This is a genomic window from Actibacterium sp. (assembly GCF_055134745.1).
This window is the reverse complement of sequence record NZ_JBSRVX010000031.1, coordinates 77,353-98,469: the sequence shown is the minus strand read 5'-3', so window position 1 is coordinate 98,469 and position 21,117 is coordinate 77,353. Positions and strand designations below refer to the sequence as shown.

Below are 21,117 nucleotides of genomic sequence, written 5' to 3'. Positions count from 1 at the left end.
CCGCCCATGTCCTGGGTCACGCAGGGTTTTGCCACCAATATGGCCTTTGCGATGGCCGAAAGCGCATCGCGCCTGTTCAGCCCCTATGCGATGGGCCCGCTTTACAAGCATCCGTTGCGCGGGGTGGTGGAACAGCTGGATTTCGATTCTGTCTGTGCGACCGATGGCCCGGCGTTTTTCGTCTGCGCCACCAATGTGCGCAGCGGCAAGGTCAAGGTCTTTGGCAAGGACCACGTGACCGCCGATGCGCTGCTGGCTTCGGCCTGCCTGCCCACCATGTTTCAGGCGATCGAGATCGAAGACCCCGATACCGGCGTGACCGAGGCCTATTGGGATGGCGGCTATACCGGTAATCCGTCGCTGTTTCCGCTTTACGATCGTGCCTTGCCCGATGACATCGTGATCGTGAATATCAACCCGATCCGGCGGGAAAACGTGCCCGTCTCGCCACAGGATATCCGCAGCCGCATCAACGAGGTCAGCTTCAATTCATCCCTGCTGCACGACCTGCGCGCGATTGCCTTCGTCAAGCGCCTGATTGCCGAGGGCAGGATCGAGCGCGGGTCGATGAAGGATGTGCTGGTTCACATGATCGCCGATGATGCGCTGATGGTGCAACTGACCGAGGCCACCAAGGCCATGCCGAACCCCGCGCTGCTGGATATGCTGAAACTGGCCGGGCGCAAGACGGCCGAAGAATTTCTGACGCAACACCGCGCCGCCCTGAACAAGACCGCCACGGTGGATCTCATCCAGATGTTTCAGTGATCCGCGCGCTTGCGGGTGGGCTTGTGTGGCCCTTCACCCGGGATCGGCACCGGCAGGGTGCCCCGGTCTTCGGGATGAACCAGCCCGGCCGAGATGACCATCTTGGCGGCTTCTTCGACAGTCATGTTCAGCACGATGACATCGGAACGTGGCACGAACAACAGAAAGCCCGATGTCGGGTTCGGCGTTGTGGGCAGGAACACGCTGATGATTGCCTCATCACGGGGAATGCGACGTTCGATCTCGCCTTTGGTTGCGGTGGTGATGAAGCCCACCGCCCAGACACCCCTGCGTGGATATTCAACCAGGCAGGTCTCCTCGAACGAGGATTCCGCCTGTGAGAACACGGTTTCGGCAATCTGCTTGAGCGCGTTATAGATGCTGCGCACGACCGGCATCCGGTCAACCAGACTTTCTCCCCAACCCAGCAGCGAGCGCCCGATAATGCCCTTGGCCAGCCAGCCGACGATCAGCGTGAAGATCAGAAAGAAGATCACCCCGACGCCGTGAATGTCGATGCCGATATAATTCTGCGGGTGATATTTCTGGGGCACCAGCGGCAGAACGAAACCATCCACCCAGCCGATAATTGTCCAGATCAGCCAGACGGTCAGCCCGATGGGGGCGATCACCACCATGCCTGTCAGGAACGATCCGCGCAGTCCGCGCAACGGCGAAAAGCGGCGCCGGCGTTCGGGTTGCGGGGCGTCTTCGTCGTGCTGTTCGGTCATGATCCTGCTGCTCGCTGCGCCTTTGCCAATCTAGGCGGTTGCCCGGGCGACGACAACTGCGATCGCGTTGTGGCAGGGCAAATATGTCATACGACCTGCCGTTTTACCGTTTTGCCAGGTCAGCGCGCCTATTATCTGGCCGAAACCGCCGGCAGGGCTTGTCTTGGGCGCGGATTGCGTCTAAACGCGCGCTACTTCACAGGCGGGGTAGGGCCATTCGGGGAGAAATCCCGTCTGGTCCACCGGTTGGGGTTCGGGCAATGCCCGGGCGCCCTGATGCCCCGCTCAGGCGCAAACCGGAAAGGAATTGGATATGGCGCTTCCTGATTTTTCTATGCGTCAGCTGCTTGAGGCTGGCGTTCATTATGGCCACCAGACCCAAAGATGGGATCCGCGCATGGCGGAATTCATCTATGGTGATCGCAACGGCATTCACATCATCGACCTGACCCAGACCGTGCCCATGCTGGATGCGGCGCTGAAACTGGTGCGCGACACGGTGGCCCGCAACGGCCGCATCCTGTTTGTCGGCACCAAGCGTCAGGCACAGCGCCCGGTGGCCGAAGCCGCCGAAAAATGCGCGCAGTATTACATGAACCACCGCTGGCTGGGCGGCACGCTGACCAACTGGCAGACCGTGTCGAAATCCATCCAGCGCCTCAAGGCCATCGACGAGCAGATGGAGCAGGGCTTTGAAGGGCTGACCAAGAAGGAACGCCTTGGCATGGAGCGCGAGCAGGCCAAATTGCAGGCCAGCCTTGGCGGCATCCGTGAAATGGGCGGCGTGCCCGACCTGTTGTTCGTCATTGACGTGAACAAGGAAGCCCTGGCGATCACCGAAGCCAAGAAACTGGGTATCCCGGTTGTGGCGGTGGTCGATACCAACTGTTCGCCCAAGGGCATCGACTATGTGATCCCCGGCAATGACGATGCGGCCCGCGCTATTGCGCTGTATTGCGATCTGATCAGCCGGGCGGCCCTGGACGGGATGACCGCACAGATGGATGCCGCCGGCGTCGATCTGGGCGCGCTGGAAGACACCCCCGTCGAGGAACTGCTGGACGAAGCCCGCGCCGAGGCCTGATCGCCCCGCGACTGTCACATGAACGATACCGGGCGCAGCTAGGGCTTGCGCCCGGGTAACAGAATTGATCGAGGAGAGCCGAGATGGCAATCACCGCAGCAATGGTGAAAGAACTGCGCGAACAAACCGGCGCAGGCATGATGGATGCGAAAAAGGCGCTGACCGAAACCGACGGCGATTTCGAAGCCGCCGTTGACTGGCTGCGCACCAAGGGGCTGGCAAAGGCCGCCAAGAAATCCGGCCGCACGGCCGCCGAGGGACTGGTCGCGGTTGCGGTGGAAGGCGGGCGCGGGATTGTGGTGGAAATCAACTCTGAAACCGATTTTGTCGCCAAGAACGCCGAATTTCAGACCATGGTCGCCGCCGTTGCCGGTGTCGCGCTCAAATCTGCCGATCTGGAGGCCCTGAAAGCCGCCGATCTGGGCGGGAAATCGGTCGAGGATACAATCACCGCGAAAATCGCCACGATCGGCGAAAACATGGCCCTGCGCCGTATGGAATCGATCGAAGGCGAAAGCATCGCCGCTTATGTGCACAATGCCGCCACGGATGGCATGGGCAAGATCGGTGTGCTGGTCGCCATGAAAGGCACCGATAACGGTATTGGCCGCCAGATCGCGATGCATATCGCCGCCGCCAATCCGGCCTCGCTGGGGGCCGACGATCTGTCGCCCGAGCTGGTCGCCCGTGAAAAGGCGATCCTGGTCGAGCAGGCCCGCGAAAGCGGCAAGCCCGAAGCCGTGATCGAAAAGATGATCGAGGGCCGGATGAAGAAGTTCCTGTCCGAAGTGACGCTGCTGGGGCAGGCCTTTGTCGTGAACCCCGACCTGACGGTCGAGGCCGCAGCCAAGGAAGCCGGCGTTCAGGTGATCGGGTTCAAGCGTCTCGAAGTTGGCGAGGGCATTGAAAAAGAATCCGAAGATTTTGCCGCCGAAGTGGCCAAGGTTGCCAAGGGCTGATCTGTAAAAGCCCTGATGAAACGCAAACGGTGCAGCCGCAAGGCTGCACCGTTTTTTGTCGCGCCGCTTCATTGGGGATGAGGGCAGACGCAACATGAGGGACAGCCTGTCAGCGGACTATACACTGACAGACTGATTATTAAGAACACCGCCTTCACGTAATCGCGCGGGCACGATGTTCATGTTCCCAGGCCAATGCCACCACTCACGGAACGCCTGCAGCCTAAAGATTACGTAGCGTAATCAAAGTGTGGAATACCATACTTTTGGGGCGAATGCCCGAGTCAGTTTTCAACCAGAAAAATATGTTTGTGAATGGCGGCCTTCAGAATGGCCTGTGCCGTCGTATCCACCTGCAAGGCTTCGCGCGCCAGCCGCAGGTGTTTTTCAACGGTTGTCTGCGTCAGCCCCATGATCGCGGCGATATCCTGCGATGTCTTTCCCTGACCGACCCATTCCAACACTTCGCGCTGGCGCTTTGTCAACACATTGCGTGCGCTGGCCGAGGGCAGGGTGGACAGGCGCAGATGCGCGATATTGCATATCAGCATAATCTCGCGCCCGTATCGCGCCCAGATTGCATCGGCATCGGTTTGGCTCAGGCCGGGGCGGGCGATCAGCCCCAGCGCACCCTTGGCCCGGCCCACGTTATGCGCGAACCCGATCGTATATCCCGCAACCACGTTATAGGCGTGATTGACCGCAACCACGCGCGCCTGGGCCTCGGGCAGGGTGCCTGCGCTGATCTGATCGGCCAGCATCTGCCAGGACATCGCACCGACATTATCGGCAGCCCATCGCACCATGGGGCCATTGAAATACAGGCCGTCATCAATGAACCGCTTCATATATTGCTGCGGCAGGTTTGACAGGATCAACGCCTCGCTCGCGTCGCTGATCGTGGCCGTAGCCCGGAAATGTGCAAAGCCATAGATAAGCCGATCGAAGCCGAACCTGCCCATTGTTTTCAGCAATATTGACCAGACCTCTTCGATGGTCGCGGCCGCGGTCAGGGCTTCCAGATCGTCGATTATCACGTCTTTGCCTGCAGATGTCCCAGCAAGGCCCTGATCGCCAGCGCATAACCCGCAGCGCCGAACCCGCAGATCTGGCCCACAGCAACTGGCGCGATATAGGACTTATGCCGAAAGGCCTCGCGCGCATGGATATTGGACAGGTGCAGTTCGACCACCGGCAATTGCGCCGATGAAATCGCATCCATCAAGGCAACGGAAGTATGGGTAAAGGCCCCCGCATTCAGGATGATGCCATCATGCAGGCCGCGCGCGGCGTGTATCGCATCAATCAGCGCGCCTTCATGATTGGATTGCTGGCAGCTTATGTTGACCCCCAGCGCGCGCCCGGTGTCGACACACAGCGCCTCTATATCGGCAAGGGTCGTGGTGCCATAGACCTCGGGCTGGCGGGTTCCAAGCAGGTTCAGGTTCGGGCCGTTCAGGATCAGTATCGACGTCATCGCGTCCCTCATTTTTCAATCAATCTATGCGCGAACCCTATGGCCTGTCGAGGGTTTAGCGCCATTTCGGGGGTGATGATGTTTCGCCATCAACGGCGCTGCCATTTACCTTGACATATGATCGGGCCTGCCAGAGATTTGCGCAGTGTTTAAATGGGAGGAAGCCATGACTGACAAACCTTATGGAATTTCGCGACGCATGTTCGGGGCAGGGGCTGCAGGGCTGGCCGTTGGTGTTACCATGGCCGGCAATACCGCGCAGGCTGCGGGCGAGGCCAAGACCTTTGTGCTGGTACATGGTGCATGGCATGGCGGCTGGTGCTGGCGGCGGGTCGCCGACCAATTGCAGGCCCAGGGCCACAAGGTGTACACGCCGACATTGACCGGTCTGGGCGAACGCTCGCATCTGCGCGAGGACGAAACCGGCCTGTCGACGCATGTCACCGACATTCTGAACGTGATCGAATGGGAAGGGCTGAGCGATATCATCCTGGTGGGTCATTCCTATGGCGGGATGGTCATCACCGGCGTGGCCGACAAGGCCGCCGACAAGATATCCGCGATCGTATATCTGGATGCGTTCCATCCCGGCGAAGGCGACAGCGTGGCCAGCATGGCCGATCCGCAAACCGGCGGATATATGCAGAAACTCTGGGACGATGGCCTGCGTGCCTGGGATCCGCTTCCGGCTGAATATTTCGCGGTATTACCCGAAAACAGTGAATGGGTGACGGCCAAGATGACACCACAACCGCTGAAAACCTTTCTGGAGCCCTCGGGTCCGGTGGCCGGCGGCGCTGCGATTTCTCGCAAGACCTATATCCGCGCCCAGAAATTCGCCAGCGGGGCTTTCGATGCGGCGCTGGCCGCGGCAAAGGCAGATGCAGGTTGGACTGCCATCGCGTTGGATGTCGGGCATGATGTCATGGTCGATTATCCTACAGAGTTGACGGAGATTCTGTTAAACGCTTGAAAACAGCCACTTACGGTTATGTTTTAAGCTGAATTTCGGGCGTCCTGCATGTTGGGCGCCCGATTTGATTGGAAAGTTCACGCATATGCCGGCACAGTCTGCAAATTCGCTGCTTGTTCAGCGACAGGGCGATATACTGATCGTTACGTTGAACCGCCCAGACAAGATGAATGCGCTGAACAACGCGATGCAATGGGAATTGCATCGCGTGTTTGACGAATTTCAGCACGATGATACGTTGCGCGTCGCCATTCTGACGGGCGCGGGAGATCGTGCGTTCTGCGCCGGTTCCGACATTGCCGAAAACGCCCGCATCAGCGCCGAAGGTAGAAAAATATCCTATCCGCCAAGCGGTTACGGCGGATTGGCGCAGCGTTATGACTGTTACAAACCGATTATTGCTGCTGTGAACGGTCTGGCACTGGGTGGTGGATTTGAACTGGCGCTGGCCTGCGATCTGATCGTTGCAACAGACCATGCGACCTTTGGTTTGCCGGAGCCGAAAATTGGCGTGGCCGCGATTGGTGGTGGCATGATCCGCTTGCCGATGCAGATCGGGCTGAAGCCGGCGATGCAGATCTTGCTGACCGCAAAACCCGTCAGCGCGCAGCGCGCCTTTGACCTTGGGCTGATCAACGAGATTGCACCGGCCGACCGCCTGATGGATCAGTCCATGGCAATGGCGCGCGACATTGCCGCGAATGCACCGCTGTCGGTCATGGCCACCAAGCAGGTCGCGATGCAAGGATTGCAGAACCCGGATATTCGTCGCTGCTTTGACAACCAACACGGCGACGGGTTTTCAATGCTTGAGGCGATGCGAAACAGCCGCGATATAAAGGAAGGCGCGCAAGCCTTTGTAGAAAAACGCAAACCACAGTGGAGAGGCGAATAGCAAACGGCGTATGTTTGCTATGCCATCCAATCAATAATTAACATAATACTTATTATCGGACTTAGCCCAGCGCATATCCGGCGCCGCGCACCGTGCGCACCGGGTCTGCCCCACCATATTGGCACAGGGCCTTGCGCAGGCGTCCGATATGCACGTCAACGGTACGTGTATCGACATAGATGTCGCGGCCCCAGACACGATCCAGCAATTGCTCGCGGCTCCAGACGCGGCCGGGTTTTTCCATGAAGGTCGACAACAGCCGGAATTCCGTCGGGCCCAGTTTCAGGATCTTTTCGCTGCGAAACACCTTATGCGTTTCAGCATCCAGCACGATATCTTCGAATTGCAACTGTTCGCCAACCGATGCGGGCCTTGTGCGGCGCAGCTGGGCGCGGACACGGGCCATCAGCTCGACGACCGAATAGGGTTTGATGACATAATCGTCGGCCCCGGTTTCAAGCCCCCTCACCCGGTCCACCTCTTCGGAACGGGCCGACAGCATGATGATCGGCACGTTGCGGGTTTCGGTGCGGCTTTTCAGGCGGCGGCACACCTCGATCCCCGACACATTGGGCAGCATCCAGTCAAGAACGATGATATCGGGCGCGCCTTCCTCGACCAACAGCAAGGCTTCCTCACCGTTATCGGCCTTGGATACGGCAAATCCCTCGGCTTCCAGGTTATAGGCCAGAACCTCGCGCTGTGCGGGCTCATCCTCGACGATCAGAACGGTTGGTTGTTCAGCGCCTGCCATCATTTCACGCCCGTATTGTCGTATGGCGTCCGGTCACCCTTGGGACGGTTGTCTTCGGGCATGACGCCCGTCACCAGATAGATCACCTGTTCCGCGATGGAGGTGACATGGTCGCCCATGCGTTCGATGTTCTTGGCGATGAAATGCAGATGCATGCAGGCGGTGATGTTGCGCGGATCTTCCATCATGAAGGTCAGGAATTCGCGGAACAGCGCGTTATACATCTGGTCAACATCATGGTCGCGCATCCGCACATCCTGGGCCAGTTCGGCATCCCGCTGGATATAGGCATCCAGCGCATCCTTCATCATGCCCTCGACCGCCTTGGCCATGCGCCGGATCGCGCCGGCCGAGCCTTCGATGGGCTGCATCTGAACCAGAACCGAGGTACGCTTGGCCAGATTCTTGGCATAGTCCCCCACCCGCTCCAGGTTGGCGCTGATTTTCATCACGCTCAGCACGGTGCGCAGGTCCGATGCGATGGGCTGGCGCATTGCCAACAGGCGGGCGCATTCCTCGTTCACGCGCTCTTCCAATGCGTCGATGGCCTTGTCGCCCTGGCGCACGCGTTCTGCCAGTTCTTCATCGCGCCGTTCCAGCGATGTGGCGGCATCCAGAATGGCGGCCTCGACCAGCCCGCCCATTTTCATGATAAGCGCCTGGATCGCTTCAAGATCGCGATCATAGGAAGCAACGATATGTTGGCCTTTATCCGACATTTGATACGCCTTTCTCAGCCGATCCGGCCAGTGATATAGCTTTCGGTCCGCGGGTCTTTGGGGTTGGTGAAAATCTGCCCGGTCTCGCCATATTCCACCAGATTGCCCAAGTGGAAGAACGCGGTTTTCTGGCTGACGCGCGCGGCCTGCTGCATCGAATGCGTCACGATCACCACCGAATATTGCGAGCGCAATTCGTCGATCAGTTCCTCGACCTGCGCGGTCGCGATCGGGTCCAGCGCCGAACAGGGTTCGTCCATCAGAAGAACCTCGGGTTCGGTGGCGATGGCGCGCGCGATACACAGGCGTTGCTGCTGACCGCCCGACAGGCCGGTGCCCGGGGCATCCAGCCGGTCTTTCACCTCGTTCCAGATCGCGCCGCGCCGCAGGGATTTTTCAACGATCTCATCAAGTTCGGCCTTGTTTCTGGCAAGGCCGTGAATGCGCGGTCCATAGGCGATATTGTCATAGATCGACTTGGGGAACGGGTTGGGTTTCTGGAACACCATGCCCACCTTGGCGCGCAGCCGCACCGGATCGACCTTGGAGTCATAGATATCTTCGCCGTCCAGCAGGATATCGCCCGTAACCCGGCAGACCGGAATGGTGTCGTTCATCCGGTTCAGGCAGCGCAGGAAGGTGGATTTGCCACAGCCCGACGGCCCGATGAAGGCGGTCACGGTCTTGTCCAGAATATCGACGTTAACATCCTTGATCGCGTGGTTTTCGCCGTAATAGACCTGACAGTCGCGCGCCGTGATCTTGATGTTGTTGGTGCTCACGTCTCTCTCCACAATTCGCATATCGTTCATTTTCGGCGGTCCTTACCAGCGGCGTTCGAAACGGCGGCGCAGCAGGATCGCGACGGCGTTCATGAACAAAAGGAAGATCAACAGCACGATGATCGCCCCCGAAGCCCGTTCCACAAAGGCAGGGTCGGCGCGCTGTGTAAAGTTGTAAACCTGCACCGGCAGCGCCGATGCCGGATCGAACAGCCCTTCGGGCGGCCCGGCAGGATAGTCACGCACGAAGGCCACCATGCCGATCAGCAGCAGCGGCGCGGTTTCACCCAGCGCCTGGGCCAGGCCGATGATCGTGCCGGTCAGAATGCCGGGCGCGGCCAGCGGCAGAACATGGTGGAACACAGCCTGCATTTTCGACGCCCCTACACCCAGCGCCGCGTTGCGGATGCTGGGCGGCACCGATTTCAGCGAGGCCCGGGTGGCGATGATGATCGTTGGCAGCGTCATCAGTGTCAGCACCAGCCCGCCCACAATGGGTGCCGATTGTGGCAGACCGGCAAAGTTGATGAAGATTGCAAGCCCCAGGATACCGAACACGATCGACGGCACTGCGGCCAGATTGGAGATATTCACCTCGATGATGTCGGTCCAGCGGTTCTGGGGCGCGAATTCTTCCAGATAGATGCTGGCGGCCACGCCGATGGGCAAGGCCAGAACCAGAACTACCATCATCATGTAAAGCGAGCCAAGGATTGCAACGCCAAGGCCAGCGGCCTCGGGGCGGGTTTCCGAAGCGTCGGCATTTGTCAGGAAATCCCAGTTGAAATGAGTGGTCAGCAGCCCGGCCTCTTTCAACTGGTCAGCCAATTGCAATTGCTCGGGCGAGACGTTGCTGTCGACTTGCGCGGTTTCCATCGTGACGCGCCCCTTATAATAGCCGTCGATCCGGCCATTGGCCAGAAAATCGAAGGATACCGTTTCGCCGATACGGTCGGGATTGGCGATGACGAAACGGCGCAACTGGGCCGGGGCCTCGGCTGAAATCAGCTTGGCAGCCTGTTTGACAGTGATCCCCTCAAGCCCGATTTCGGGCCGCTGAAAGGCGGTTTCGAATGATTTTTCGATCAGCGGCAGATAGCCGAAGGTGGTTGTCTTGGCGATGTCATCGGGGTTGCGCTCGCCAACCTTGTCCAGTCTGGCGGGGTCAAGATAGACCTCCATGCGGATGAAGGTCTGGTTGAAGGCCGACAGACCATTGGCCAGCACCGAGGTCAGCAGCGCGACCAGCGCCAGCACGCCGATGGCAACGGCAACGATGCCATAGATCCTGAACCGGCTTTCGGCGGCGTTGCGCTTGCGGGTCAGCGGGTCGATCGTCAGCAGCGATCCACTGTGCGGCGAGGCCCCGCCCGCAGCAGAAGAGGCGGTCAAATCGGTCATTCGTACTGCTCCCGGTATTTGCGCACGATATAAAGTGCGACCACGTTCAGCCCCAGCGTCACGACGAACAGCGACAGGCCAAGGGCAAAGGCGACAAGCGTTTCGGGCGAGGCGAACTCGGTATCGCCGGTCAGCTGGCTGACGATCTTGACGGTGATCGTCGTCATCGCCTCAAAGGGGTTCAGGCTCAGCTTGGCCGCGGCCCCTGCCCCCATGACCACGATCATGGTTTCGCCGATGGCGCGGCTGGCGGCCAGCAAGATCGCCCCCACGATGCCGGGCAAGGCGGCCGGCAGGATCACCTGCTTGACGGTTTCCGATTGGGTTGCCCCCAGCCCGTAAGACCCGTCGCGCATTGCCTGCGGCACGGCGTTGATCACGTCATCGGACAGCGACGATACGAACGGGATCAGCATCAGCCCCATCACCAGGCCCGCCGTCATCACCGAGGACGAGGATGCCCCCAAGCCCAGCGGCTGGGCGAAATAATCCCGCAGCAACGGGCCCACCGTGATCAGGGCGAACAGGCCATAGACGATGGTGGGAATGCCGGCGAGGATCTCGATGGCGGGCTTGGCCACCGAACGCACGGTCTTGGTGGCATATTCCGCCATGTAGATGGCCGCCATCAGCCCGACCGGCACCGCGAAGATCAGCGCCACGAAAGACACATACAGTGTGCCCCACAGCAGCGGGATGATCCCAAGGTCGGACCCGCCGCGAAACTGCGGGTTCCAGGTCAGGTTGAAAAAGAAATCGCTGGCCCGATACAGGCGGAAGAAATGCGCGGTCTCGAAGACCAGCGACAGAACGATGCCCACGGTCGTCAGGATCGCCACCAGTGACGACAGGATCAGCAGCGACTTGATCGACAGTTCCGACACGTTGCGGGCACGAAATTCCGGGGTGATGCGCAGATAGGCATAGATCGCCCCGCCAAGACAAAGCGCCAGAACGATCCCCGCCATGGCCAGGCGCAGCCCTGTGCTGAGCGTGCGATATTCCTTGGCCGCCAAAAATGCGGGCTGGCCGACATTCGAGCCCACGGCGATACCAACTTCTGCCAGTCTGCCGCGCACATCGGTGAAATCGGCCCGCATCCTGTCAAGATCGTCTTCGGTCGCCAGACCGGCCGCGACGGCCTTGTCCAGACCGTCTGCAATGCGCCGGACATCGGCCATGACCAGGCTGATCGAGCTGCCCTCGGCGATGTCTGCCGTGCCGATCATGCCCGACACGCGGCTTTCGATATAAATCGGTTGCGCCAACAGCCAGATCATCATCACCAGAAAGGCGGGAACGGCCGCGAACAGCGCGACAGTCTGACCGTAATATCCAGGCAGGGAATGCAATTTGCGAATATCGCCATCGACCATCTGCAGCGATCGCTGACGACCAAGAATGAAACCGATTGCCGCAATGGCAAGCACGATCAGCGAAATGAGTCCAATGCTCATGGCAGCTCCGGTGACAGGTCAGAAAAAGGGACGGATGGCGCCCGCACGGCGCCATCCGCGGATGGTGCTTACTTCAGCGGGCCCATCGGGGTGCCGGCGGCGACCATTTCCTGGGTCTTGGCCAGCTCGGGGTCGGATACCAGGCCATAGGCGGCCAGCGGGCCGTCGGGGCCTGCCATGTCATCCGACACGAAGAAGTCGACATATTCCTGCAGGCCCGGGATCACGCCCAGGTGGGCCTTCTTGATGTAGAAATACAGCGGACGCGACACCGGATATTCACCCGAAGAGATCGACTCGGTCGAAGGAACGACATCGGACATGGTGGCGACGCGCAGCTTGTCGGTGTTGTTTTCATAGAAGGACAGGCCGAACACGCCAATGGCGTTCTTGTTGGCCTCCAGGCGGGCCAGCGTTTCGGTATAGTCGCCGTCGATATCGACCGACATACCGTCCGTGCGCAGCATGGTGCAGCCCTTGTCGTCGCCAGCGGCCTTGAAGGCGGCAGCGGCGCCGGTTTCTTCACAGCCGGCCGCGATCACCTTCTCGTCGAATACTTCGCGGGTGCCGTGCTTGGTGCCCGGGATGAAGGCCAGGATCGCCTGATCGGGCAGTGCTGCGTTGACTTCGTTCCAGCTCTTGTTCGGGTTGTCGACCAGTTTGCCGTCAACCACGACCTTGGCGGCCAGTGCATTGTACCAGTCAGCCGGGGTAAAGCCGAATTCTGCGCCGTTGATATCCGAGGCAAAGACGATGCCATCATAGCCGATGCGGACCTCGATGATCTCGTTCACGCCGTTCGAGGCGCACAGGTCGATATCGGATTGCTTGATGCGCGAGGAAGAGTTGGCGATGTCGATGGTGTTCTCGCCCACGCCTTCGCACAGTTTCTTGCGGCCGGCACCCGAACCACCGCCCTCGACCACCGGGGTCGGGAAATCGAAATTCTCGCCAAAGGCTTCGGCGACAATGGTTGCATAGGGCAGAACCGTCGAGGAACCGGCGATCTGGATATTGTCACGTGCCATCGCTGCGGTTGCCGAAACGGCTGCGATTGCCATCGCAGAGGCGGTCAGTTTCACAAAGGACATATATAGCTCCTGATGTCTTGATGACGGTTCCCCGAATGGAAACCTCAGCCGCGTCGTAGTGCTGTGTGACAATGCTTTTGTGACAGATACGTAACAGTTTGATGACAACCGGAGGGCCGGCGAAAATCTAGACAACTGGAAAGAGTTGTCGACGAAATCCGGGCCTCGTTAACTGGTTGGCAACATGATGGAAAAGCGGCTGCCCTGCCCCGGCGTGCTTTCAATGCGAAAACGGCCGCGATGACGGTTCACGATATGCTTGACGATGGCCAGCCCCAGCCCGGTGCCGCCCTTTTCGCGCGATCTGTGGCTGTCGACGCGGTAAAATCGTTCGGTGAGTCGCGGAATATGCACCGGGTCGAATCCTTCGCCCTGGTCGATCACGTCGATCCGGATACCCGGCCCGCGAAAGGCCAGTTCACGTTCGAGAACGCTGATTTCCACCGTCACCCTGCCCCCGGCCCCGCCATATTTGATCGCGTTCTCGATCAGGTTGGTAAAGACCTGCACCAGTTGATCGGAATCGCCCGGCACCATCACCGGATCCTCGTGACCGGTTACAATCAACCGCACACCGGCGTCATTGGCCATCGGGCGCAGCGTCAGCACCGACGAGCGCACCAGTGCGACCACATCCACACGGGTCGACGGACGCACCCGTTCTTCGGCCTCGACCCGGCTGAGTGACAGAAGATCGCGCACAAGGCGGTTCATCCGCTCTGCCTCGCGCTCCATGATGTCCAGGAAACGGTCCCGCGCCTTGGGATCGTTGCGTGCGGGTCCTTTCAGCGTTTCGATGAATCCCAGCAGCGCCGTCAGCGGGGTTTTCAGTTCATGGCTTACATTGGCTACGAAATCGCGGCGGATCTCGCCGGCCTGTTCGCGTTCTGTCACATCCTCGAAACACAACAGCGCACCCTGTCGGCCCCTGTCCTCTATGGGGCTGGATGTCACCTCGAACGTGGCTTCGCGGGTCAGATCAGTGGTCAGATAGCGAATGCTGCGCGTCTGACCCAGGCGCAGGGTCATCTCGACGCTGTCCAGCAATGCGGGCTGGCGCAGCACCGTGATGTAATGCCGCCCGATTCCGGCCGACCCGAACATCTGGCGCGCACGATCATTCATCGCCGCGACCCGTTCATCGGCCGAGATCAGCACGATGGGCCGTGGAATCCCAGCAAGGATGGTTCGGACAAGTTCGGATTCCATTCGCTGCATGACCTGTATGACTGTTCGCCGCCATGATCACTATCACGTGAAAAATCCAAATCACGAGACATTTGACTAAACATCGGTTCAACTGATGACATTTTTCTACGGAATTCGGCCTTCGATCTGAAAACACTGGTATTTCGATCTGAAGCGCAGCAATCTGTCGCAGCACAGGCTAGGCCAATTGGTATGGGTTAATTCAAGGCTGCGGTAAATTGGCGTTCAAACATCTTAACCTGCGTCCCGGCACCAGTAATGAAGCCGCGTCAGGGCCGGTTGCGCTGGTCTTCGGGCTGAGCGAGGACCAGTTGCCTGATATCCCCGAGCGGGCCGAAATATGCCGCATCGAACGGTTGCCCTTTGCGTTCCTGCATGCCGCATTGGCCAGTGTCCCCTTTGCCGAATGCGTGGTGACGCCGCTGATGTCGGACCAGTTTGATGCCAGCGATATGGCGCGCGAATTGGGGCTGTCGGGTTGGCGGGGCAGTTATGTCGTGGTCACCCCGCCACTGCCCCGCCCCGAGGTCGTCCGCAATGAATTGCGCGCGCTATGCCCGCGCGTTCAGGTCACGCTGGTATGCCTTGCCCGGCATTAACCGATCACGCTCAGCCCCGCGCGAAACGCGCGCATCTTTTTCTGATAGGTCTCGGCCGAGCGTTTGAGCCGCTGCAAGAATGCCTCGTCCAGCTGGCGCACGACCTTGCCTGGCGCACCCAGCACCATCGACCCGTCCGGAATTTCCTTGCCCTCGGTCACGATCGCCCCCGCCCCGATCAGGCAGTTATTCCCCACCTTGGCCCCGTTCATGACCATCGCACCCATCCCGATCAGCGTCTGATCGCCAATGGTGCAGCCATGCAAAAGCGCCTTGTGCCCAATGGTGCAATCGCGCCCGATGGTCAGCGGAAAGCCATAATCGGTGTGGCAAACCACGTTTTCCTGAACATTGCTGCCCCTGCCCACGGTGATGAATTCGTTATCCCCGCGCAGCGTGCAGCCGAACCAGACCGATGCCCCGCTTTCGATCACGACCCGCCCGATCAGATTGGCATCGGGCGCGATCCAGTAATCGCCGTCATCGGGAAATGTCGGGGCGATGCCGTCGAATGCGTAAATTGTCATGATCTCTCCTCGAACTCGCTGTTCAGCCTGCGGACGATCTCTACCAGATCGGGCTGCTGCGACCGGCGCAGACGTTCGGCGCTGACGATGGTTTGCAGCCTGGCAAAGGTAGCATCCAGATCGTCATTCACCAGCACATAATCATATTCGGCCCAATGGCTGATCTCGTCACGGCTTTTGCGCATGCGTGTGGCAATCACTGCGTCGTCATCCTGGCCCCGGCTGCGCAACCGCTGTTCAAGTTCAGCGATCGAGGGCGGCAGGATAAAGATCGACAGCGCGTGCAAATTGCCCAGGCTGGTTTCGCGCACCTGTTGGCCGCCCTGCCAGTCGATATCGAACAACACATCCTGTCCGGCGCTGATCGCGGCCTGCACGGGGGCAGCGGGTGATCCGTAAAGGTTTCCGAACACCTCGGCATGTTCCAGCATCGCGCCGGCCTTGACCATGGCATTGAATTCCTCAGGCGTGCGAAAGAAATATTCCCGCCCGTCCTGTTCGCCGGGGCGCGGGGGGCGGGTCGTGGCGGATACCGAAAACCGGATATCGGGGTCCCAATCACGCAGGCGGCGCGCCAGTGTCGATTTGCCCGCGCCCGATGGCGAAGACAGGATAATCAGCAATCCGTGCCGGCTGGCCATGTCTTACTCCACGTTCTGAACCTGTTCGCGCATCTGGTCTATCACGGCCTTCAGGTCAAGTCCGATCCGGGTCAGCGCCACCGACTGCGCCTTGGAACACAGGGTGTTGGCTTCGCGGTTGAATTCCTGCATCAGGAAATCCAGCCGCCGCCCCACGGGGTCATCGCTTGTCAACAAGCCGCGCGCGGCCAGCACATGCGCCTCCAGCCGGTCCAGTTCCTCGCGAATATCGGCCTTGACGGCGATCAGCGCCAGTTCCTGCGCCACGCGATTGGCATCGGCCGCGTCGGCACCGGCCAGCACCCGCGCCAGATTGGCGTTCAGGGTCTCGGCCATCTGATCCTTGCGTTGCTCGGCCTCTTGCAATGCCGCCCGCACCAGGGTCTCGATCTGGTCCAGATGCCCGTGCAAGACCCCAAGCAAGGCCCGCCCTTCTTCGGCCCGCATCGCACATAGCGCCGCGACCGGCCCGGCCAGATCTTCCATCAGCGCCGCCAGAAGTGGCCCGGTTTCCTCGTCCTCCTCGGCGGGCGTTCCCAGAACCCCGCGCATATTCACCACATCGGCGGCACTGGCCGGGCGCAATGCCAGCCCCTGCTGCTGCGCGGCCGCCTCTATCTGCCCGATGGCGGCCAGCGCACCGGCCAGCGCCTGACTGTCGATCACCAGCCCGCCCGCCGCCGCATCGCGCGTCAGCCGCAATGTCAGGCTGACATTGCCACGCCCCAGCCGGCGCGTCAGCTCTGCGCGGATCGCCTGTTCCAGCCCGCCAATCCAGTCGGGCACCCGCAGGCGCAGATCCAGACCCTTGGCATTGACGCTGCGAATATCCCAGGACCAGCGCAGCCCGTCCATCTGGCCCGCGCCACTGGCAAAACCTGTCATCGAGTTAACCATATGCCGAAAATTTTCCCTAAATTGGTGGCGGATCATGCCATGTTAACACTTGGGTAACCGTTGCGGGCCAGCGTTAGCACAGACCGTCCCGCAACGACAACGGCACCCCGGGGTGCAGCGTCAAGGTGCGGCATGGAACGGATTTTTTACAGCGGGGACAAGATCATTCCCCTCAACGGGTTTCGCCGGAATATGCGTTTTCCCCTGATTGATCAGGTCGAATCCTACTGGGACGCGCTGCGTGACGGGCGCGCGCTGCCCGATCGCGCCGATCTGGATCCGCGCGGGCTGGACCAGGCGCTGCCGCATATCCTGATGCTTGAACGTATCGCCGCAGGGCAGATGCGCATCCGGCTGTCGGGCCAGTCCGTGAATGCGCTGATGGGCATGGATCTGCGCGGCCTGCCCTTGGGCACCCTGTTCGTGCCAAAGGCGCGCGACATCCTGGCTGATATCGCCGGCGATCTGTTCGACCGGCCACAATCCCTGCGGCTCAGCCTGACCGGTGAAAACGGCACTCTGGAAGGTCTGATGCTGATTCTGCCCCTGCGCGACGATCAGGGCGGGGTCAGCCGCGCGCTGGCCTGTCTGGCGACCGACGGGCAAGGCAGGCGCGTCCCTTGCCGCTTGCGGATCACATCGACCCAGATCCGGCGACTGGCGCCCCCACCGATCGGGCACGGCAGCCCGGTCTCCGGTTTCGCCGAAACCCACACCGCTTTCGAACAACCGGCCCGCCCGCATCTGCGCCTGGTGAAAAGCGACAGCGCCGATACTTTACCCTAGCTCCATCACCTTGGTGAAAATACTCACGGCGCAACTGATCCGCCAGACGGCCGCTCAACGCCTGCCCCAAACGGTTGCGCCCCGACCATCGGTTCGGGGCGCAAATCAGAACGACGATCCACAGGCATCACTGCCGGAACCACGGATTACAGGATCGCGCGCCGGGCCTCTTCGCGTCGGCCTGACAGTTCTTCGGCAACCAGAAACGCCAGTTCCAGCGCCTGGCTGGCATTCAGCCGCGGATCGCAGGCCGTATGATACCGATCTGACAGATCTTCATCACTGACGGCACGCACGCCGCCGGTGCATTCGGTCACATCCTTGCCGGTCATCTCGAAATGCACGCCGCCGGGAATGGTGCCTTCGGCCTTGTGGATCGCGAAAAACTCCTGCACCTCGTGCAGCACGTTTTCGAACGGGCGTGTCTTGTAACCGCTGGCCGATTTGATCGTGTTGCCGTGCATGGGGTCGCAGGTCCACAGCACATTCGCGCCCTCTTCGCGCACCGCCCTGATCAGGCGCGGCAGGTGATCGCCGACCTTGCCCGCCCCGAACCGCGCGATCAGGGTGATGCGCCCGGCCTCGTTCTTGGGGTTCAACAGCTCCAGCAGCCGCTTCAGATCGTCACTGCTCAGCGAGGGCCCGCATTTCAGCCCGATCGGGTTCTGCACACCGCGCGCAAAGGCGACATGCGCCCCGTCCGGCTGGCGCGTGCGATCCCCGATCCAGATCATATGGCCCGATCCGGCAATGGTCTGGCCGGTGGTCGAATCCACCCGTGTCAAGGCCTCTTCATATTCCAGCAGCAGCGCCTCGTGCGAGGTATAGAAATCCACCGTCGACATCGCGTTCGACGTTTCCGACGTGATCCCGGCGGCAGACATGAAATCCAGCGTGTCCGATATGCGGCTGGCCATTTCGCGGTATTTCTCGGCTTCTTCACGATCGGTGAAGCCCAGAGTCCAACTGTGAACCCGGTGAATATCGGCATAGCCGCCCTTGGAAAACGCGCGCAACAGGTTCAGCGACGCCGCCGCCTGGGTATAGGCCTGCAACATCCGGCTAGGATCGGGCACGCGGGCCTCGGGGGTGAAATCAAAGCCGTTGATTATATCGCCGCGATAGGATGGCAGTTCCACCCCGCCGATGGTTTCGGTCGGGGCCGAACGCGGCTTGGCGAACTGGCCAGCCATGCGGCCCACCTTGACCACAGGCACCTTGGCGGCAAAGGTCAGCACCACAGCCATCTGCAACAGCACCTTGAACGTGTCGCGGATATTGTCGGCGGAAAATTCCGCAAAGCTTTCGGCGCAGTCGCCGCCCTGCAACAGGAAGGCCTCGCCGCGCGATGCGGCGGCCAGCTTGGCGCGCAGGCTGCGCACCTCGCCGGCAAAGACCAGCGGCGGAAATTTCGACAGCTGCGCTTCGACCGCGGTCAGCGCGGCCGGATCGGTATAGTCGGGCATCTGAACCCGGGGCCTGGTCCGCCAGTCGGTTTTCTGCCACGTCGTCATTATCTTTGCTCCGCAAGTCTGGTTTCGCGCCCGCACATATAGGCTCTGCCGCTGGCCCGCGCCACCCAAAAACGGGCCGGGCCTTGATTGCGCGCGGCAAACCTGCTTTCGCTTGTGCCATGGCGCAAGGCAAAACATCCCGCAACACCCCCGCCCCCCGCATCGCCGTGCTTGTGCTGGCGGCTGGTGCATCACGACGCATGAACGGGCCGGACAAGCTGCTTCAGCCGGTGGGCGGCGTGCCGTTGTTGCGGCGTCAGGCCAGCGCGGCGTTGGCCACGGGCGCGCAGGTTGTGGTGACATTGCCACCCGGCAATCCCGCGCGGCGCGCGGCGCTGGACGGGCTGGCGGTGCAGATGGTCATGGTGGACGACGCCACAGAAGGCATGGCGGCCTCGATCCGGGCCGGGGTCCGCGCCCTGCCCGCCGATATCGCGGCGGTGATCATACTGCCCGCCGATATGCCCGATCTGGGGACGGAAGACCTGATCCGGTTCATCGACGGGTTCAGCGCCGATCCCACCGCCCTGATCCTGCGCGCCGTTACACCCGAAGGCCGGCCGGGGCATCCCGTGCTGTTCGCGCGGCCGCTGTTTGGGGCGTTGACGGACCTGACCGGTGATACCGGCGCGCGACCGGTTCTGGCCGCCCATGCCGAGAGCATACGCACCATCCCCCTGCCCGGTCTGCGGGCCGTGACCGATCTGGACACGCCGCAGGACTGGGCCGAATGGCGGCGGCGAAGCGGGCAGACGGGCTAGGCCATTACGCCAGCAGCCGCGCCTCGTGCCGTTTCAGGGTCTTGCGCGCGGCGGTATAGGCCGCCAGCCCCGGTGCGGTCGCAAGATCGGGGAACAGTTCAAAAATCTCGGCCCGCTGCGCGTGGTCCATGCCGCCCAGCGAATGATCGCCCGGCTGGAAGCTTTCGGTCCAGGTGCCATCGGACAGAACGACCTCGTGGCGGTCGCACAGGAAATGCAGATAGGCGGTGTCCTGCACCGGCGCGCGTTCGATCCCGGGCATATGCAGCAGATGTTTTGCCGCCACCAGAACTTCGTGTTCATTGAAATACAGCGCCGAGCGATCCGAGGCCACCAGCATCCGGTGGCTGGGGCTGACCATCATGTCGCGGTCCGGCATGCCATTGCCCAAGGCCCCGGCGCGCACCAGGATCGGGCGCAGATGCGGCGCGGCGGCCATGGCGGCGGCCCCCACATCGCTGCGGCCGGTCCAGCGCACTTCCTGAATGCCGTTATCGCGGGTGATGATCCGGTCGCCTGTGCGCAGATCCTGCACCGGGCGCAGGCCCTTGGGGGTGGCGATCATGGTGCCTGGCGTGAAACAGACGATGACCTTTTCAATTTCCTTGAAGGTCAGCGTGCCGGTCACCGTGCCCTGGTCATCCAGAAACTGAACGGTCCCGGCTTCGGGGTCATTGGGATCATAAAGAACGTTCACATCGGCATAGGCCGTGCCCAACCCCGCCGACAGGTCCAGAACGTCGATATCTTTGCCGTCGCAATCCTCGCCGCCGAATACCCTGTCATTGCCGGCCTCGGTGATGATAAAGCGGTCGCTGCCCTGATCGCCATTCATGCGATCATCGCCGGGGCCGCCATAGATCACGTCGTCGCCGGTGCCGCCTTCCAGGATATCGTTGCCCTCTTCGCCATAGATGATGTCATCGCCGGGGCTGCTTTCAACAACGTCATCACCGTCACCAGCATAGATGATGTCATCGCCGCCGCGGCCATTGATGACGTCATCGCCATCCTTGCCATAAATCGTGTCGGCCTTGTTCGTGCCACGCAGCACGTTGTCTTCGTCATTTCCGGTAATCACGGCCATGGCAG

At 60.9% G+C, this 21,117-nt stretch carries 23 protein-coding genes; 8 read left to right on the top strand and 15 right to left on the bottom strand.

The window, feature by feature from the left end:
- Positions 1-768, top strand: a 768-nt coding sequence (locus ACTCHC_RS07155) for a patatin-like phospholipase family protein (protein WP_463021799.1), incomplete at its 5' end; no start/stop codon positions are given.
- Here the strand turns inward: ACTCHC_RS07155 and ACTCHC_RS07150 are convergent.
- The gene (locus ACTCHC_RS07150) at positions 762-1,499 is read right to left on the bottom strand and encodes a DUF502 domain-containing protein (protein WP_463021798.1); all 738 of its coding nucleotides are present in this window, start codon (positions 1,497-1,499) and stop codon (positions 762-764) included. The two genes, ACTCHC_RS07155 and ACTCHC_RS07150, sit on opposite strands and share 7 nt — an antisense overlap.
- Before the next feature lie 313 nt (positions 1,500-1,812).
- Here ACTCHC_RS07150 and rpsB point away from each other — a divergent pair, with 313 nt between their 5' ends.
- Both rpsB and tsf read left to right on the top strand, forming a co-directional pair.
- Positions 1,813-2,583 (top strand): 30S ribosomal protein S2, encoded by a 771-nt coding sequence (gene rpsB, locus ACTCHC_RS07145; RefSeq protein ID WP_463021797.1) that lies wholly within the window; start codon positions 1,813-1,815, stop codon positions 2,581-2,583.
- 83 nt (positions 2,584-2,666) lie between these two features.
- On the top strand, positions 2,667-3,542 hold the full coding sequence (tsf, locus tag ACTCHC_RS07140) for a translation elongation factor Ts (RefSeq protein ID WP_463021796.1): 876 nt from the start codon (positions 2,667-2,669) through the stop codon (positions 3,540-3,542).
- Positions 3,543-3,826: 284 nt separating this feature from the next.
- On the opposite strand, the gene ACTCHC_RS07135 is transcribed toward tsf, so the two are convergent.
- The gene (locus ACTCHC_RS07135) at positions 3,827-4,579 is read right to left on the bottom strand and encodes a helix-turn-helix transcriptional regulator (protein ID WP_463021795.1); all 753 of its coding nucleotides are present in this window, start codon (positions 4,577-4,579) and stop codon (positions 3,827-3,829) included.
- A complete protein-coding gene (aroQ, locus tag ACTCHC_RS07130) occupies positions 4,576-5,019 on the bottom strand; it encodes a type II 3-dehydroquinate dehydratase (protein WP_463021794.1) in 444 nt (147 codons plus the stop codon). The genes ACTCHC_RS07135 and aroQ overlap by 4 nt, the downstream gene beginning before the upstream one ends.
- A gap of 166 nt (positions 5,020-5,185) precedes the next feature.
- Here aroQ and ACTCHC_RS07125 point away from each other — a divergent pair, with 166 nt between their 5' ends.
- Entirely contained in the window at positions 5,186-5,992 is an 807-nt protein-coding gene (locus tag ACTCHC_RS07125) for an alpha/beta hydrolase (protein ID WP_463021793.1), read from the top strand.
- A gap of 85 nt (positions 5,993-6,077) precedes the next feature.
- A complete protein-coding gene (locus ACTCHC_RS07120; RefSeq protein WP_463021792.1) occupies positions 6,078-6,887 on the top strand; it encodes an enoyl-CoA hydratase-related protein in 810 nt (269 codons plus the stop codon).
- Between the two features lie 61 nt (positions 6,888-6,948).
- Here the strand turns inward: ACTCHC_RS07120 and phoB are convergent, their stop codons facing one another.
- The 7 genes from phoB to ACTCHC_RS07085 all read right to left on the bottom strand — a co-directional run bounded on the left by phoB (position 6,949) and on the right by ACTCHC_RS07085 (position 14,300).
- A complete protein-coding gene (gene phoB, locus ACTCHC_RS07115; protein WP_463021791.1) occupies positions 6,949-7,641 on the bottom strand; it encodes a phosphate regulon transcriptional regulator PhoB in 693 nt (230 codons plus the stop codon).
- On the bottom strand, positions 7,641-8,360 hold the full coding sequence (phoU, locus tag ACTCHC_RS07110) for a phosphate signaling complex protein PhoU (RefSeq protein ID WP_463021789.1): 720 nt from the start codon (positions 8,358-8,360) through the stop codon (positions 7,641-7,643). The genes phoB and phoU overlap by 1 nt, the downstream gene beginning before the upstream one ends.
- 14 nt (positions 8,361-8,374) lie before the next feature.
- Positions 8,375-9,172, bottom strand: coding sequence for a phosphate ABC transporter ATP-binding protein PstB (gene pstB, locus ACTCHC_RS07105; protein WP_463021788.1), 798 nt, complete (start codon positions 9,170-9,172; stop codon positions 8,375-8,377).
- A gap of 12 nt (positions 9,173-9,184) precedes the next feature.
- Positions 9,185-10,543, bottom strand: coding sequence for a phosphate ABC transporter permease PstA (pstA, locus tag ACTCHC_RS07100; RefSeq protein ID WP_463021787.1), 1,359 nt, complete (start codon positions 10,541-10,543; stop codon positions 9,185-9,187).
- Positions 10,540-12,000: a phosphate ABC transporter permease subunit PstC gene (gene pstC / locus ACTCHC_RS07095; RefSeq protein WP_463021786.1), complete on the bottom strand. Its 1,461-nt coding sequence runs from the start codon at positions 11,998-12,000 to the stop codon at positions 10,540-10,542. Before pstC ends, pstA begins: the two co-directional genes overlap by 4 nt.
- Positions 12,001-12,068: 68 nt before the next feature.
- Positions 12,069-13,091 carry a substrate-binding domain-containing protein gene (locus ACTCHC_RS07090; RefSeq protein WP_463021785.1) on the bottom strand — a complete coding sequence of 341 codons (1,023 nt, stop codon included), beginning with the start codon at positions 13,089-13,091 and terminating at the stop codon, positions 12,069-12,071.
- A gap of 168 nt (positions 13,092-13,259) precedes the next feature.
- The gene (locus ACTCHC_RS07085) at positions 13,260-14,300 is read right to left on the bottom strand and encodes a sensor histidine kinase (protein ID WP_463021784.1); all 1,041 of its coding nucleotides are present in this window, start codon (positions 14,298-14,300) and stop codon (positions 13,260-13,262) included.
- A 218-nt stretch (positions 14,301-14,518) separates the two neighbouring features.
- On the opposite strand from ACTCHC_RS07085, the gene ACTCHC_RS07080 reads away from it, so the two are divergent.
- The gene (locus ACTCHC_RS07080) at positions 14,519-14,899 is read left to right on the top strand and encodes a hypothetical protein (RefSeq protein WP_463021783.1); all 381 of its coding nucleotides are present in this window, start codon (positions 14,519-14,521) and stop codon (positions 14,897-14,899) included.
- Here the strand turns inward: ACTCHC_RS07080 and ACTCHC_RS07075 are convergent.
- From ACTCHC_RS07075 to ACTCHC_RS07065, 3 genes are read right to left on the bottom strand one after another with little or no spacing between them, the layout of a single operon-like run.
- A complete protein-coding gene (locus ACTCHC_RS07075) occupies positions 14,896-15,426 on the bottom strand; it encodes a gamma carbonic anhydrase family protein (RefSeq protein ID WP_463021782.1) in 531 nt (176 codons plus the stop codon). The two genes, ACTCHC_RS07080 and ACTCHC_RS07075, sit on opposite strands and share 4 nt — an antisense overlap.
- Positions 15,423-16,067, bottom strand: a complete 645-nt coding sequence (gmk, locus tag ACTCHC_RS07070; protein ID WP_463021781.1) for a guanylate kinase — start codon at positions 16,065-16,067, stop codon at positions 15,423-15,425. Before gmk ends, ACTCHC_RS07075 begins: the two co-directional genes overlap by 4 nt.
- A 3-nt stretch (positions 16,068-16,070) precedes the next feature.
- Entirely contained in the window at positions 16,071-16,964 is an 894-nt protein-coding gene (locus ACTCHC_RS07065) for a YicC/YloC family endoribonuclease (protein WP_463021780.1), read from the bottom strand.
- A gap of 132 nt (positions 16,965-17,096) precedes the next feature.
- On the opposite strand from ACTCHC_RS07065, the gene ACTCHC_RS07060 reads away from it, so the two are divergent.
- A complete protein-coding gene (locus ACTCHC_RS07060) occupies positions 17,097-17,750 on the top strand; it encodes a PAS domain-containing protein (RefSeq protein ID WP_463021779.1) in 654 nt (217 codons plus the stop codon).
- 146 nt (positions 17,751-17,896) lie between these two features.
- Here ACTCHC_RS07060 and ACTCHC_RS07055 read toward each other — a convergent pair whose 3' ends face one another.
- Positions 17,897-19,264: a class II 3-deoxy-7-phosphoheptulonate synthase gene (locus tag ACTCHC_RS07055; RefSeq protein WP_463021778.1), complete on the bottom strand. Its 1,368-nt coding sequence runs from the start codon at positions 19,262-19,264 to the stop codon at positions 17,897-17,899.
- A gap of 119 nt (positions 19,265-19,383) precedes the next feature.
- On the opposite strand from ACTCHC_RS07055, the gene ACTCHC_RS07050 reads away from it, so the two are divergent.
- The gene (locus tag ACTCHC_RS07050) at positions 19,384-20,025 is read left to right on the top strand and encodes a nucleotidyltransferase family protein (RefSeq protein ID WP_463021777.1); all 642 of its coding nucleotides are present in this window, start codon (positions 19,384-19,386) and stop codon (positions 20,023-20,025) included.
- A gap of 4 nt (positions 20,026-20,029) precedes the next feature.
- On the opposite strand, the gene ACTCHC_RS07045 is transcribed toward ACTCHC_RS07050, so the two are convergent.
- The gene (locus ACTCHC_RS07045) at positions 20,030-21,112 is read right to left on the bottom strand and encodes a Hint domain-containing protein (protein WP_463021776.1); all 1,083 of its coding nucleotides are present in this window, start codon (positions 21,110-21,112) and stop codon (positions 20,030-20,032) included.
- Positions 21,113-21,117: the final 5 nt, after the last annotated feature.

Excerpts from the sequence above, each read along its gene's own strand:
- ACTCHC_RS07060 (WP_463021779.1), top strand. The coding sequence starts at position 17,097 with ATGGAACGGATTTTTTACAGCGGGGACAAGATCATTCCCCTCAACGGG.
- ACTCHC_RS07090 (WP_463021785.1), bottom strand. The coding sequence starts at position 13,091 with ATGTCCTTTGTGAAACTGACCGCCTCTGCGATGGCAATCGCAGCCGTT.
- ACTCHC_RS07065 (WP_463021780.1), bottom strand. The coding sequence starts at position 16,964 with ATGGTTAACTCGATGACAGGTTTTGCCAGTGGCGCGGGCCAGATGGAC.
- ACTCHC_RS07150 (WP_463021798.1), bottom strand. The coding sequence starts at position 1,499 with ATGACCGAACAGCACGACGAAGACGCCCCGCAACCCGAACGCCGGCGC.
- ACTCHC_RS07120 (WP_463021792.1), top strand. The coding sequence starts at position 6,078 with ATGCCGGCACAGTCTGCAAATTCGCTGCTTGTTCAGCGACAGGGCGAT.
- ACTCHC_RS07075 (WP_463021782.1), bottom strand. The coding sequence starts at position 15,426 with ATGACAATTTACGCATTCGACGGCATCGCCCCGACATTTCCCGATGAC.
- tsf (WP_463021796.1), top strand. The coding sequence starts at position 2,667 with ATGGCAATCACCGCAGCAATGGTGAAAGAACTGCGCGAACAAACCGGC.
- pstB (WP_463021788.1), bottom strand. The coding sequence starts at position 9,172 with ATGAACGATATGCGAATTGTGGAGAGAGACGTGAGCACCAACAACATC.
- ACTCHC_RS07125 (WP_463021793.1), top strand. The coding sequence starts at position 5,186 with ATGACTGACAAACCTTATGGAATTTCGCGACGCATGTTCGGGGCAGGG.
- ACTCHC_RS07045 (WP_463021776.1), bottom strand. The coding sequence starts at position 21,112 with ATGGCCGTGATTACCGGAAATGACGAAGACAACGTGCTGCGTGGCACG.
- phoU (WP_463021789.1), bottom strand. The coding sequence starts at position 8,360 with ATGTCGGATAAAGGCCAACATATCGTTGCTTCCTATGATCGCGATCTT.
- pstA (WP_463021787.1), bottom strand. The coding sequence starts at position 10,543 with ATGACCGATTTGACCGCCTCTTCTGCTGCGGGCGGGGCCTCGCCGCAC.
- aroQ (WP_463021794.1), bottom strand. The coding sequence starts at position 5,019 with ATGACGTCGATACTGATCCTGAACGGCCCGAACCTGAACCTGCTTGGA.
- ACTCHC_RS07050 (WP_463021777.1), top strand. The coding sequence starts at position 19,384 with ATGGCGCAAGGCAAAACATCCCGCAACACCCCCGCCCCCCGCATCGCC.
- ACTCHC_RS07055 (WP_463021778.1), bottom strand. The coding sequence starts at position 19,264 with ATGACGACGTGGCAGAAAACCGACTGGCGGACCAGGCCCCGGGTTCAG.
- ACTCHC_RS07085 (WP_463021784.1), bottom strand. The coding sequence starts at position 14,300 with ATGGAATCCGAACTTGTCCGAACCATCCTTGCTGGGATTCCACGGCCC.
- pstC (WP_463021786.1), bottom strand. The coding sequence starts at position 12,000 with ATGAGCATTGGACTCATTTCGCTGATCGTGCTTGCCATTGCGGCAATC.
- gmk (WP_463021781.1), bottom strand. The coding sequence starts at position 16,067 with ATGGCCAGCCGGCACGGATTGCTGATTATCCTGTCTTCGCCATCGGGC.
- phoB (WP_463021791.1), bottom strand. The coding sequence starts at position 7,641 with ATGGCAGGCGCTGAACAACCAACCGTTCTGATCGTCGAGGATGAGCCC.
- rpsB (WP_463021797.1), top strand. The coding sequence starts at position 1,813 with ATGGCGCTTCCTGATTTTTCTATGCGTCAGCTGCTTGAGGCTGGCGTT.